Annotated in this window: 14 protein-coding genes and 1 riboswitch; of the genes, 5 read left to right on the top strand and 9 right to left on the bottom strand. The window is 52.3% G+C overall.

Translation table 11 applies throughout. The annotated features are described in order from the left end of the window. Nucleotides 1-92: 92 nt before the first annotated feature. The 3 genes from EV294_RS26640 to EV294_RS26630 form a co-directional block, all read right to left on the bottom strand. Nucleotides 93-560 (bottom strand): C40 family peptidase, encoded by a 468-nt coding sequence (locus EV294_RS26640; protein WP_243711810.1) that lies wholly within the window; start codon nt 558-560, stop codon nt 93-95. A 5-nt stretch (nt 561-565) separates the two neighbouring features. Next, nucleotides 566-722, bottom strand: a riboswitch (cyclic di-AMP (ydaO/yuaA leader). Nucleotides 723-1,032: 310 nt separating this feature from the next. Further along, the gene (locus EV294_RS26635) at nt 1,033-1,854 is read right to left on the bottom strand and encodes a hypothetical protein (protein ID WP_132312484.1); all 822 of its coding nucleotides are present in this window, start codon (nt 1,852-1,854) and stop codon (nt 1,033-1,035) included. 64 nt (nt 1,855-1,918) lie between these two features. Further along, nucleotides 1,919-3,925 carry a M1 family metallopeptidase gene (locus tag EV294_RS26630; protein ID WP_132312481.1) on the bottom strand — a complete coding sequence of 669 codons (2,007 nt, stop codon included), beginning with the start codon at nt 3,923-3,925 and terminating at the stop codon, nt 1,919-1,921. 103 nt (nt 3,926-4,028) lie between these two features. Between EV294_RS26630 and EV294_RS26625 the strand changes: the two genes are divergently transcribed. From EV294_RS26625 to EV294_RS26605, 5 genes are all read left to right on the top strand, one after another. Then, nucleotides 4,029-4,550, top strand: coding sequence for a YwhD family protein (locus EV294_RS26625; protein ID WP_132312479.1), 522 nt, complete (start codon nt 4,029-4,031; stop codon nt 4,548-4,550). Nucleotides 4,551-4,634: 84 nt separating this feature from the next. Beyond that, nucleotides 4,635-5,249: an RNA polymerase sigma factor gene (locus EV294_RS26620; RefSeq protein WP_132312696.1), complete on the top strand. Its 615-nt coding sequence runs from the start codon at nt 4,635-4,637 to the stop codon at nt 5,247-5,249. Next, on the top strand, nt 5,246-5,806 hold the full coding sequence (locus EV294_RS26615) for an anti-sigma factor family protein (RefSeq protein ID WP_132312476.1): 561 nt from the start codon (nt 5,246-5,248) through the stop codon (nt 5,804-5,806). Before EV294_RS26620 ends, EV294_RS26615 begins: the two co-directional genes overlap by 4 nt. A 34-nt stretch (nt 5,807-5,840) precedes the next feature. Then, nucleotides 5,841-6,989: a hypothetical protein gene (locus EV294_RS26610; protein WP_132312474.1), complete on the top strand. Its 1,149-nt coding sequence runs from the start codon at nt 5,841-5,843 to the stop codon at nt 6,987-6,989. Then, nucleotides 6,986-7,618 (top strand): hypothetical protein, encoded by a 633-nt coding sequence (locus EV294_RS26605; RefSeq protein WP_132312472.1) that lies wholly within the window; start codon nt 6,986-6,988, stop codon nt 7,616-7,618. Before EV294_RS26610 ends, EV294_RS26605 begins: the two co-directional genes overlap by 4 nt. Nucleotides 7,619-7,784: 166 nt before the next feature. Here EV294_RS26605 and EV294_RS26600 read toward each other — a convergent pair whose 3' ends face one another. The 6 genes from EV294_RS26600 to EV294_RS26575 form a co-directional block, all read right to left on the bottom strand. After that, the gene (locus EV294_RS26600) at nt 7,785-8,510 is read right to left on the bottom strand and encodes a peptidylprolyl isomerase (protein WP_132312470.1); all 726 of its coding nucleotides are present in this window, start codon (nt 8,508-8,510) and stop codon (nt 7,785-7,787) included. A gap of 188 nt (nt 8,511-8,698) precedes the next feature. Next, complete coding sequence (gene cyoD / locus EV294_RS26595; RefSeq protein WP_132312468.1) at nt 8,699-9,031, bottom strand: cytochrome o ubiquinol oxidase subunit IV; 333 nt, start codon at nt 9,029-9,031, stop codon at nt 8,699-8,701. Nucleotide 9,032: 1 nt separating this feature from the next. Then, the gene (cyoC, locus tag EV294_RS26590; protein WP_132312466.1) at nt 9,033-9,659 is read right to left on the bottom strand and encodes a cytochrome o ubiquinol oxidase subunit III; all 627 of its coding nucleotides are present in this window, start codon (nt 9,657-9,659) and stop codon (nt 9,033-9,035) included. Further along, a complete protein-coding gene (locus EV294_RS26585; protein WP_132312464.1) occupies nt 9,660-11,636 on the bottom strand; it encodes a cbb3-type cytochrome c oxidase subunit I in 1,977 nt (658 codons plus the stop codon). 21 nt (nt 11,637-11,657) lie between these two features. Then, on the bottom strand, nt 11,658-12,611 hold the full coding sequence (gene cyoA, locus EV294_RS26580; RefSeq protein ID WP_132312462.1) for a ubiquinol oxidase subunit II: 954 nt from the start codon (nt 12,609-12,611) through the stop codon (nt 11,658-11,660). 222 nt (nt 12,612-12,833) lie between these two features. Next, entirely contained in the window at nt 12,834-13,142 is a 309-nt protein-coding gene (locus EV294_RS26575; protein WP_207918201.1) for a hypothetical protein, read from the bottom strand. Nucleotide 13,143: the final 1 nt, after the last annotated feature.

Raw genomic sequence — 13,143 nt, 5'->3', positions numbered from 1 at the left:
GCCGCATGCGGTTTGTCCGGTGGGACAAGCTGCATGCGGCTTTATTGCAGGAATCCTGGCCAATCCGCCCCGATTGAAGCGGCTGCCGGATTCTATTGTTCGTCGGCATATTTTTCAAAAGTGCTAGGGTCCATGACACGTCGAGCAGTCACATACCGGTTGACATAATAAGAGTCACTAAGGTTGCTTATCGTAACGCCCTTGCTGGACGATGCATGAGCAAACTTGCCATCTCCTACGTAAATGCCGACATGAGATACACCACGACCGTTCGTGTTGAAGAACACGAGATCTCCGGCCACTAGATCGCTTTTTGCGATCTTCTTACCTGTTTGAGATTGCGAAGTGGATGTACGAGGAAGATCGATGCCCATTTTGTCGAATACGTAAGAAGTAAATCCGGAGCAGTCGAATCCTTTCGTGGATGTTCCACCTGCAACGTACGGCGTGCCCATCAAATCACTGACAATGCCGTCCATTTTGGAGTCTGCGAAAACGCTTCCAGCCTGAAAAGCCAGCATTAACGCAAGTCCAAGAAGTAGTGCTGTAACCTTTTTCAAAGCGGTAAAGCTCCTTCCAATGCCGACGAGGTTAGCTGTGGGGTTCGGTTGAAGGATCCCTATGACTTCTCGGGCGCCGATAGAATCATTCGGACGTCGAAGTCAATTCACCCAAAGGTGGTTCCCCCGTTTCCAGTACAAGGAATTAGGCAGTTTGTTTTATGTACTTGGTAACTATTCGGTAATTTTCGCTTATCTCCTCCTCTATGTGGCAAATTCTAATAATTCTCATGCAACCTTTTGACTAATCGAAGCGGAAAAGCTTGTATCCTGCGGTTCATAGTCTTAAAGTAGGGCGAGCAGACTAGCAGAGAAGCACTATAAAGATTTACTAACTCTTTACTATGTGGTTTTGCTAGCCGATATGTTGATTTGTTTGGAGAATGGCGGACAAGAAGCCTCGAAAAAACGCGAAAAACCCGCGCCGCGACTAGGTCGCAGGGCGGGCGTCTTCTATAATTATGAGAAAATTTTAAACTTCCTTCGATCTTAAAACGTCGTATTGGGAGGCTAGAGTCCATACCTTCATTAAGGTGCGGACAAGATGATAGCCCTGGTGGACAAGAAGGGCGATAAAGCCGGCCCATACCAAGGAGAAGCCGCTGACAAACAATCCGATGCCCGAGCCGATTGCCCACATGAGAAGCGATAGTCCGGCAAAAGGAAGAAGATGCTTGACGGCTGTGCCCAGGGACTGGAACATACCGCCGGCCTTGCCGCTCGTCGCCCCAAGCTGCATGGCGAGGAACAGCAGATGAAGCAGGATACCCCATAACAGCCAGCCTCCCGCAGCAGGAAGGGTCTGCTGCAGCAGGGCCCCAATCGAGCGGCTGTGAAGCAGGGCGTCAAGTCCTTTGGGAGCCAGCCACCAAGCAGGAGCAAGAGTAAGAATCGTCTCGATCCAGTAGAGGAGGGTGACCGGCTTCCATGCCCGGCGAATGCCCTGCAGGAACTGCGTTCCTCCTGCATCGTTCGAATGCTGCAGGGAGTAGAGAAGCCCCGCGTTAAATAACGGAGAGAGGAGCATTCTTGCCGCGAATAAGCCGCCAAGCAGCCACAGGTACGGCGTAAGCAAATCCGTCTTCATGATTTGGAACTGCGCTTCGCTCAAAAACAGCTGGACGGCTGCTTTGGACGGGGATTGATCCGGAAAACGCCGCAGCAGCGGCGCTACGACCGAGTCAATAAACCGGTACAGGAAAAATCCCCACAGCAGCTGGTACAGGAATAGCAGGATAACGATATAAAAGTGCTTCATCGCGAGCCGCCAGCCCTGCATCATATGATTTTTCATGGCTATTCCTCCTAAAAGAATTGCGAAGCAATTCTTACTTCGAAAGGCGTAGATAGAGGTTTTCTCACCAGCCTAATAATCCGAGCAGACCTTGAATGACGTTAGAGACCCCCAGACTCCAACGGGTACGCGTAACTTCGGATAAGTCCGCCTTCATATAATCGTTGATATGCTTGTTGTCGAGCACGTTCGTATGCTGCGGATCGACAGCTACCCATTCGAGCGGAGAGCTATGGACAACTTTGTACTCCACCTGAGCCTCTGACGGATCCCAGGACTTCGGAACAATGGTGCCGTCCTTGAACTTCAGGACAACCGGAACCGGACCGTTATAGCCCCCGTTGCGCTGAAGAAGGACAACCGATTCGTACATCGGGGTTCCATCTTGGTCGACCGGATTGACGCTAATGGACTCAACGGATACGTCGGCCATCTGATTGCCATAGACATATTGGTCGAAGTAATTGGTCCATTTCTGCTTGGTTACCAGCTCCACAACGTGCTGGAAGTCGGTGCTGGTCGGATGCTTGAACTTATATTTCTGGAAGTAGGTGCGCATAATTTTCTGCATCATTTTCTCGCCGACCTGCTTCTCGATACCGATGAGCACGAGCTTCGCCCGCATGTACACATTTTCAGCATAGACATTGTTGCTCGAGTAAGCCCAGGACGGCTGCTTGAGCGGAGCGGGATCGGTCATATAGCTTGCTTCGAGAGGCAGATTGGCTTCAATGCCGTATTCGCTCGCCATCACCTTGTCTTCCGCGTAGGAGGTAAAGCCTTCGTCAAGCCAGGCCTCTTCGAATTCATTCGAGGCAACCATGCCGTACCAGTATTGATGCCCGACCTCATGCACGACGGTCCTCTCTAGACTGTAGCCCGGATTGTCCGTCTCGGCGGCGAAGGCGGTGACGAGAGTAGGATACTCCATCCCTCCGGAGCCGTTAGCGCCCTTAGGCGGAACTACAACCGATAAGGTGGAATACGGGTACTCGCCATACCATTGGCCGTACTTGGAGAGCGCGGATTTGGCGGCATGCATATACCGGTCCTTCAATTCCGCGTGGGCGGGGTCCAGGTACAGCTTGATACGCACACCCGGAATGCCGGGGCCGGATAACGTGTCTTCGTAATAGATAAAGTCCGGGGAAGCGGCCCAGGCGAAGTCATGCACGTCATCGGCGTAGAATTGGTAGATCGCCCGGTTGTCCTTTTTCTCGACAGCCTTCGTCTGAAAGCCGGTTGCCGCAACGGTATACGTTTCCGGTACCTGGATGCGGACGGAGTAAATGCCGAAGTCGCTGTAAAACTCGGAGTTGCCGTGATATTGATGCGTATTCCAGCCTTCCGTCGTGCGGCCTCTCGTTCCCGCCGTCTCGTACACGGCAAGTTTAGGGAACCATTGGCCCGCCATCACGTAATTGCCGGAGTAGCCCATCCGCGCGAACACTTCGGGCAGCTTCACTTCAAAGCTCATCTCCAGGGTGACCGATTTGCCGGGGGCAACCGGTTCGGGCAGCTTAAGCTTGGCCAGCGTAAAATCATTCGGATTGTTGTCGTCGGGCTGAACGTAATGCAGCCGCGGAAGCAGGCTTTCCCCCTCCGTCGTCTCGAGCGTCAGCAGCTTCATGTAGCCCTGGCTCGCTTCGGTGGCTTTGTCCGAGCGCAGCTTGCCGCCGGATTCCTTCATAAACGTGGTGTTGCCTGACATGAAGGCATTGGGATAGAGATGGAAGTACAGCTCGGATACCGTCTTCTTGCCCGGATTCGTCCAGGTGACGGTCTGCTTGCCGTCGAGATACCGGATATCGTCGCGAAGGGAGACGTTGGTATGATATTCGGTAATCCGTTTGCTAAGCGCTTGCGGCTTCGGAGCCACGTTGTCCGGTTGGGACGAGGCGGGCGGCTTGGCCGATTTTGGCGCAGAATCGGTCGCTGCTTTGGCGGCAGGGGCGAGAGCATAGGTATATTGGGATTGCCAAGCGCGGCCGAAGCCCTGCTGGATGGAGAGGCCGAGCAGGACGGCGGTAAGCGTAAACAGCAACAATCGTTTGACGTAGCGTGGAGACATGATACAATTCCCTCCCGTGACAAGCATCTACAGCATGTATATGTTTGCTTTTCGCGGATTATTAGCTAAAATGGAATTATTGTACGGGGAAGGTGGAAGAGCGATGACGCAGCAGCAAGGACAGCCGGAAGAGCCGGAAAAAAAAGAGAAGAAATCCCTCTCTCTTAACGTCGTGAGCAACAAACAACATAAAGGCTTTGGAGCCGGAACGATAGATTTAAGCGCAGTATCCTGCGTCATTATTGATAATGGCGTAGCCTATATCGATGACGGAGCGATGCATGCGAAGAGCAAGGTGGAGCGCGGCATCAAGTTCAGTCCGAATAAAGAAGACTGCCCGAACGGCCGCAAATGCTGGATCGTATGGACTGCCGTTGAACGGGGCGAGACAGGTTCGTATTACGCGGGAGCTACGGCCTGCGAGATGTGGATTGATACGGAAGCGCGCCGCGGCTGGAAGATTCTCGCCGATCATGTGAACAAGCTGGATGCTGCGATTAAACGCAAGTATAAGCTTGAGGAGCTGGATGCGGAAGAGAAGGCGGCCTACCGCAAGCTTCTGGCCGAACATAATGAAGAATGGTGGAATAATTCGCCTGAAGAGCTTAAGGAAGCATTGGCGTAGACAATGAATTTAATAACCGGGGATCGTAAGGCGGATGGCCGCGCGATCCCCGGTTTTTTCTTTAAAAAATTATTTTCAAAAGTAGTGCAGGGGTTGAGGGGTAAGCTGTCGTCTATTATAGCGGGAAGGGAGGAGAGCGAGATACAAGACGAACAATGGATCACGGCCATCAAGAACGGCGGTCCTGCGGCGTTTCAGATTTTTGTTGACGAATATGGGCCTTATATCTATAGAACCGTGTTTGCTGTCATCCGTTCGCCGCATGATGCGGAGGACGTGACGCAGGAAGCGCTGCTGCAAATCTATCGCTCCCTCCCGGAGTTCCGAATGGACGGCTTCAAGGCGTGGATTACCCGCATAGCCGTCAATAAGGCGATTGATTGGAAGAGAAGCCGGATGCGCAAGCCCGAGGAGCTGATGGACAGCTTGACGGGGCTTGAAGCGGAAGGGATTATCGCAGACCGCGGGCTGGCCGTTGAGACGGCCGTTATAGACCGCGAAGAGCAGCGGCAGGTGCGCGAGCAGGTGGAACAGCTGCCGGACAATTACCGTGAAGTCGTGACCGCTTATTATATGGAGAACAAATCGTACGAGGAGATCGCGGTTCAGACCGGACTCGAGAAAAAAAGCGTAGAGTCGAGGCTTTACCGGGCACGCAACTGGATCAAGCGGCATTGGCGGAAGGAGGACTTCGAATGAATGAGCAAGAGTGGAAGGATCATGTGACAACAGCCGACCTCGCAGCTTATATCGGTGATGAACTGCCCGAGCATAACCGGGAGAGGATTGAGCTGCATATCGCGGCTTGCGAGCCGTGCATGGCGCTTTTTATGAACGCGATAGAGGCATCGGAGGTTGCGGAATCGGATCCCGCATCTGATGGAGCGGCAGGGGCGAAGGCTGTTGTTATTCCGGATATGAAAAAGCTGGGAAAGCGGGTTGTCGATATTCTGCTCGCCGAGTCGGCAAGAAAGAACCCGGTTATGCGGGCGGAGCCTGCCCGCCGCCAGTCTTTCCTGCAGCGTCCCGTTGTTCACTTTGCCGCCGCAGCGGCCATTACCCTGCTGCTGCTTGGCACAGGAACGTTTAGCGGACTCTCGGCCAAGCTGGGGGAGATGGATTCCCATTCCGCCACCACCGGGCAAACGGTTGAGAAGGACGACGAACAACCGCCGCAAGGGCCAACTTGGTCCGACCGGATGGTCACGCGCACTTCTTCCTGGTTCGATAAGCTGGAGAAAGACCGATTCAAATAAGTAAGTATTATTGATGGAGGAGAGGAAAGACGAAATGTCAAAAAATCCGGTAGTCGCTTTATTGCTGTCCTTTATTCCGGGCGTCGGGCATGCCTACCTAGGCCGTCCGTTTCGCTGCCTGCTGTATGGAGGAGGGTTCTTTGGTTCCTTAATGCTTTTGTTTATTGCTATACAATCCGGGGACGGGGGAGATATTGGCTTCTTCTTCTTATTCACGGCCGCTCTCAGCTGGCTTATTAATATGATCGATATGGTTGTGACGCTGCTGTCGCCTAAGCCGCCGGCGGTGCCTTACGGCGAGCGGGGAGATATCCCGTTTGATCCGGGCTACATGGCGTACGAGCAGCAGCGGGAGAAGACCAGTACCGTTATGCTGTCTCTTATACCGGGTCTCGGGCATATGTCGCTTGGCCTGATGCAGCGCGGCATTACGTTCCTGGTTGCTTTCCTTGGATTGTTCGCGGTTGTGGTTTTTATCGGTGTCGTGACGAATACCGCGGCATTTCTGGTGTTTCTGCTGGGGCTGCCGGTGATCTGGATCTACAGCATCTTTGACGCGATTCAGCAGCTTCACAGGAAGCAGCGCGGGGAGGAGCTTAGCGACCGTCCGCTGTTCGAGGAGATCGAGAACCATATGGGAACCGGCCGGAAAAATAAAGTGCTGGCCGCGATCCTGTCGCTCTTCCCAGGAGCGGGACATCTGTATCTTGGCATGCAGAAGCGGGGCCTTCAGCTGATGGGCGGGTTCCTCATCGCTATCTATTTAATGGATTCGCTGCGGTTGACGATTTTCTTGTTCCTGATGCCGCTGCTCTGGTTCTATGCCTTCTTCGATTCCATGCAGCAGATGTCGCGATACGAAAGAGGCGAGCTCCATGACGAAGCGGTGGTCGCTCAGCTTGCCCCCTATCAGAAGTGGATCGGAATTGGCCTCTTGCTTCTGGGCATTTATTATCTGGGCGACCGGGTAATGGGCGGCTATATTTCGCAGACATGGCCGGGAATCTATGCGGAGTACGTAAAACTGAAATATAATCTGCCGACCGCCATCGTTGCTTTCCTGATGATTGCGCTCGGCTTCCGGCTAGTGTTCGGCAGCGGCAGCAGGAAATCGTATTCGGTGCCGGCGCCTCTTCCGCCTCATCCCGCGGAGATGATGAGAGAAGAGGAGGGAGACCGATGAGAGAATGGCGGGTAGGCTCGCTGTCTATGGGCATTACGCTGCTCCTGATCGGCGTCTCCATAGCCTTGTCGATCTGGAGCGGTACGGATGCGCTGAATACGCTGCTGTGGGTAGCGCCTATCGTTTTTATCCTGCTTGGGGCGGAGCTTCTCCTTCACCTCAAGCTGTCGGGGAAGGAACGGCCGGTTATGCGTTACGACTGGATGAGCATGTTCTACGTGGCGGTTATCGGAGCGGGCAGCCTGCTGATGGCGTCGTTCACTTCTACGGGATTGCTCGGGGAAGTACGCGACCAGCTGCAAATGACGGAACGTACGGCCATCGTGCAATCCGAGCCGGTGAAGGTACCGGACGGCATTAAGAAAATCGTGGTGCAGTCGCTTCGTCCTATCCAGCTGGATCAAGGAGAAGTGCGCGCCGTCCAGCTGCTCGGACAAGTGCAATATTGGGCGCCAAAGCCGCTTAAGCAGCCGGAGAAGATGGTAGCAACAAGCACCGTAGGCAGCACCATGTACGTTCTTATTAATAGCTTCGAGCATAAAGACGGCTCCATAGGTTCCGAGAACATCAATCAGGAGCTGACGCTTGTGCTTCCGCAGGAGATAGAGATAGAGAAGCGGGGCTTTTAATACGGTTGAAAAAAAGGCAGTTCCTCGCATATCGCGAGGAACTGCCTTTTTCACTACAATAGACTTTATAAGTTTTGATAACAGTTGAAAACTGAAATTCTATTCGGCGATAAAACCTACCTATAAACGCGGCCCTTCATCTTCGAGAGGCCTCGATAGGGTTTTCTCATTTATTGACCTTTTCAGGCTCGGCAAAGGTCATGCCTTTTGTATCGACCGTTGCTTTTTTAATCGCCATCGGCTTAACCGGACGGGAGCCTTCACCCGTCTTCTCGGTTTCCTGATTAACGATTTCGTCAACGGTATCCATGCCTTCAACCACTTTGCCGAATGCCGCGTAATCGCCGTCGAGCGACGGTGCATCCGCAACCATGACGAAGAACTGGGAGCCTGCGGAATCGGGATCGCCGGAGCGCGCCATGGAGATCACGCCGCGCGTATGCAGCAGATCGTTCTGGAAGCCGTTGCTCATGAACTCTCCCTTGATGGAGTAGCCTGGACCGCCCATGCCCGAGCCCTCAGGATCGCCGCCTTGAATCATAAAGCCGGGAATGACGCGATGGAAGATCGTGCCGTCATAGAAGCCTTTTTTCACAAGCGATACGAAGTTGTTGACGGTATTTGGAGCAATCTCCGGGTACAGCTCAACCTTGAAGGTCTTTCCGTTATCCATCTCGACCGTTACGACCGGATGCTTGTCGGAACCGAGCAGCTTGTCCGGCTGAGGCGGATCGGTCGCTTCCGGAGTTGCCGTTGCGTTAGCCGTTCCGGAGCCGCTTGTGCCGTTATCGTTCGAGCTGGTCTTGCTGCCGCCGCCGCAGCCGGCAATGACGAGCAGCAGCGCTGCCGTAAGCAATGCAAGCACCGGCAATCGCATATTGCGTTTAAACATCGTTAAAATGCCTCCTCTGAGGGTATTGTCCTATCGTTCTACACGTAATCATACCATAGCGGTGAGAACATGTGAAAACGGCTGCGCCATCTTTCGAAGATGCAGCAGCGTATAAAACCTTGTGCTTCTTATAGTTTGAAAAGAAGCCCGGGCGCTTCTCGAAGGAGAAGACCAGGGCTTCTTATTTTTTATCCTACCGTATTGTAAGCCATAATCCAGATCGATCCGGCAATGATCGTGACCAGGATGACAAGGCCGAAGATAAGCGCCATGACGTTGTAGCGCGGCTTCTTCTCCTCGCGAAGATGCATGAAGAAGAAGAGCTGAACGACGAACTGCAGCACCGCCATGATCAGAATAAAGATCAAGGTTGGCGTTTTGTCCATCATATCGTTCAATACGACAACAAGCGGCAGAATCGTAAGGACAATGGAAATAACGAAACCAATGACATAGGATTTCATCGAGCCATGGGATTCATGCTCGTCATGCCCGTGTCCATGCGTGTTAGGGCCCGCCATCTTACATCACCCCCATCAAGTAAACGACCGTGAGGACGAAGATCCACACCACGTCAAGAAAGTGCCAATACAAGCTTACGATGGTAACTTTGCGTTTGGTAACCGAATTGATACCGCGTTTGCCGATCTGAATCATCAGGCCAACCATCCAGCAAAGACCGACCGAAACGTGAAGTCCGTGGGTTCCTACCAAGGTGAAGAATGCCGACCAGTAACCGCTTGTTCCGATCGTAACGCCTTCGTCAACCATTTTGATAAACTCGGATACTTCAAGGAAAATAAACGATGCGCCGAGCAGGGCCGTAACGATCAGCCAGCCGATCAGGCCTTTTTTGTTGCCTTTGTGCATTTGAAGAACAGCGATACCGCTCGTAAAGCTGGATGTTAACAAGATAAACGTTTCGGCGATTACGCCTGGCATTTCGAACATCTCATGCGGCGTAGGACCGCCGTTTGTGCTGTTGTGCAGGACGGAGAACGTCGCGAACAGCGTACCGAACAAGATAACGTCGGTTATAAGAAACATCCAGAAGCCAAGAACCTTAATCGATTCATGATCGTGATGATCATCATGGTGGCCGTGATCGTTATGACCATGGCCGCCATGAGGCGTCACTGTGTGTGCCATTTACCGTACCCCCTTTAATGCTGCTTCCGTACGCTCAATCTCGTCAACCGGAATGTAGTAATCCGGGTCGTAATCGAAGGAACGGGCGAACAGGCAGCAAGCAACGCCGATCAGGCCAGGAACGATCATCCAAGTCCAGTGCCATACAAAGCCAAAGCCGGCGATGAAGAAGAACACAGACATAATGAACGGAATACCCGAGTTTTTCGGCATATGAATCGGTTCCAGCGGACCAGGCGCTTTAGGCTGAATGCCTTTCGCACGGCGCTGTTTCTCTTCCCACCATTCATCCGAGCTCGAAACCTCAGGAAGATGCGCGAAGTTGTACATAGGAGCCGGCGATGGAATCGACCATTCGAGCGTACGGCCTTCGCCCCATGCGTCTCCGGATTTTTCTTTCTTCAGGAACTTGATGCTGTGCGCGATCTGCCACACTTGGAAAATAAAGCCCAGACCCATGATGAAGGCGCCCACCGTCGAAACGATGTTAAGCGGCTGCCAGCCAAGGTCGAAGTTGTATTCGTTGAAACGGCGTGTCATACCCATCAGACCAAGCGCGTATTGCGGCATGAAGCAGACATAGAAACCGATATTCCACAGCCAGAATGCCCATTTGCCAAGGCCGTCATGCAGCTTGAAGCCGAACATTTTTGGCCACCAGTAATACAGGCCAGCGAAGTAACCAAATACAACGCCGCCGATGAGCACTTGGTGGAAGTGCGCAATCAGGAAGTAGCTGTTATGGAACTGGAAGTCAGCAGGCGCAACCGAGAGCATAACCCCCGTCATGCCGCCGACGACGAAACACGGAATAAAGGCAATGGTCCAAAGCATCGGCTGGCTGAAGGTGATCCTTCCTCGGAACATCGTAAACAGCCAGTTGAACACTTTTACACCGGTAGGAATCGCAATCAGCATCGTCGTAACCGCGAAGAACGCATTGACGTCGGCGCCGGAGCCCATGGTGAAGAAGTGGTGAAGCCAGGTAAAGAACGAGAAGAAGCTGATCGACATAAGAGCGAATACCATGGATTTGTAGCCGAACAGTTTTTTCTTCGAGAAGGTAGATACGACATCCGAGAATACCCCGAAGGCCGGCAATATAACGATATATACTTCCGGGTGACCCCACATCCATATCAAGTTGACGTACATCATCGGGTTGCCCCCGCCGTCAAGCGTGAAGAAGTGAGCGCCCAAGTAACGGTCGATGAACAGAAGGAACAACGTCACGGTCAGAATCGGGAATGCGAACATGATCGTAATGGAAGACGACAATACGGACCAGGTGAACATCGGCATTTGCATCAGCTTCATGCCCGGCGCACGCATCTTCAGAATCGTAACAACGAAGTTGATACCGGAAGCAAGGGAACCGATACCGGAGATCTGAATACCCCAAATATAGAAGTCCTGGCCGAGACCGGGACTGCCGGACAGCTCGGACAGCGGCGGATACGCCAGCCAGCCTGCGTCAGGCGAACCCCCGATAACGAACGATACGTTAAACAGCATGGCGCCAAAGAAGAAGAGCCAGAAGCTGAGGGAGTTCAGGTAAGGGAACGCTACGTCGCGCGCGCCAATCTGGAGCGGCACGACGATGTTGAACAGACCGAACATGAGAGGCATCGCCATGAACAAGATCATGATAACGCCGTGGGTGGTAAAGATCGCATTATAGTGCCCTGCATGCAGGAACTCTAATTGCGGTACGGCTAGCTGCGTACGAATCAGAAGGGCGTCGACGCCTCCGCGGAACAGCATGAGAAGCGCTGCGATAACGTACATGATGCCGATTTTTTTATGATCGACGGTTGTCAGCCATTCGGTCCACAACCAGCGCCATTTTTTAAAGTAAGTCAGAGCAATGACGATCGCTACCATGGAAAGACCGATGGAAACCTGGGCACCCAGGATAAGCGGATCGCCGGTGATGAAAAAGTCATTCATCAGGAAATCCCAAAATTCTTTAAGCATAGTGCATCTCCTTTCCTTACATTATGATTTAGCTTCATCAGAAGTGGTGGACGACTCTGTGTCGTGTCCACCCTCCGCATCATGAACAGGCTTGGATTTCTGGCCGGAGTTTGGAGCATCGATACCGTTCGGGCCAACGTATTGCATAACGACTTGATCGAACAGGCCTTTAGGGAATGCCGAGAAGGCCTGCTGATCGGCCGAGCCCGGCTGTTTAAGCTCTTTGAAGCCCTCCTCCGTAAGAGCAGGCGCCGTTTGCTTCACGCTGTCTACCCAAGCATGATAATCGGCATCCGAAGTCGATTTAACGTTAAACGTCATTTTCGCGAATTGCTCGCCCGTGAAGTTTGCACCCATGCCAAGGAAGTCGCCAACCTCGTCGGCTTGCAGGTATAAGGTCATAGCCATGCCGCTCATCGCGTAAATCTGGCCGCCAAGCTGCGGAATCCAGAAGGAGTTCATCGCTTGGTCCGCCGTTACGCGGAAGCGAATCGGCGTATCCTCCGGAATTTGAAGATAGTTAACGGTAGAAATGCCTTCATCCGGATAAGTGAAAAGCCATTTCCAATCAAGCGAAGTAGCTTCAATTGTGATCGGCTGCTTAGCAGATTCAAGCGGTTTGCTAGGTTCGAGATCATACGTGTATTTAATCGTCACCGTCGCGAGAATAGCGATGATGATGATTGGAATCGCCCACCAAATCGTCTCCAGCTTTGTGCTGTGCTCCCAGTTAGGCTGGTAGCCGGCTTTGTTGTCTTTCTTATCGCGGTAACGCCATACGATAATCGCAGTCAGGATCAGGACCGGAACGAGAATGATCGCACACAGCCAGACAGTGATCCAGATGAGATCTTTTTGCGATTCGCCGATCGGCCCCTTAGGATCGAGGACGACGTATTGGTCGCTGCAACCGGACAGCATCACGGCTATCAGCATAATCATCAACGGAACCAGAAAGCGAATGTACTTTCTCATGATTTGTTTCAACTCCTCAAGATTGCTTCTTGTCATTAAGATTAGCAGAAGTCGCTTAAAATAACTGCTGGCTTAACAATTACGACAACAATTCGTCTTTTTTCTGTAAAAGAAAGTTCACTATATTGACAACTGTACCTTTTTTCCTTGGAAATAAAACACAAAAAACCGCCTCCCGTCACTACTGACGAAAAGGCGGCTCTTTTCAAAGCGGATTTAACTTCACAAGATAGGATTGGAATGATCGTCGTTTTGCTCGTCTTCTTTTGCCTGATGGATTCTTGCATGGACCAGACCGATAGCTGTGCCGATCGTGTAAATAAACACGCTGCCCACAAGGCAACCGACGCCAACCATCAGAGTTGTATTTTTATCGCTAAAGTGGCTGATTTTGATTAGGCATAACAACACGCCTACTGTCAAACAGGTCCATGCGAATATAGTCATTAAAGTAACGAGACGTTTCACGCTTGCAGCTGTTACTTCCGAATCCGTCTTTACAGTGCTTACCGTTGCAGTTTTCGTAGCCATC

The sequence above is a fragment of the Paenibacillus sp. BK033 genome (assembly GCF_004345425.1).
GTDB lineage: Bacteria > Bacillota > Bacilli > Paenibacillales > Paenibacillaceae > Pristimantibacillus.
This window is presented reverse-complemented; position numbering and strand designations above follow the sequence as displayed.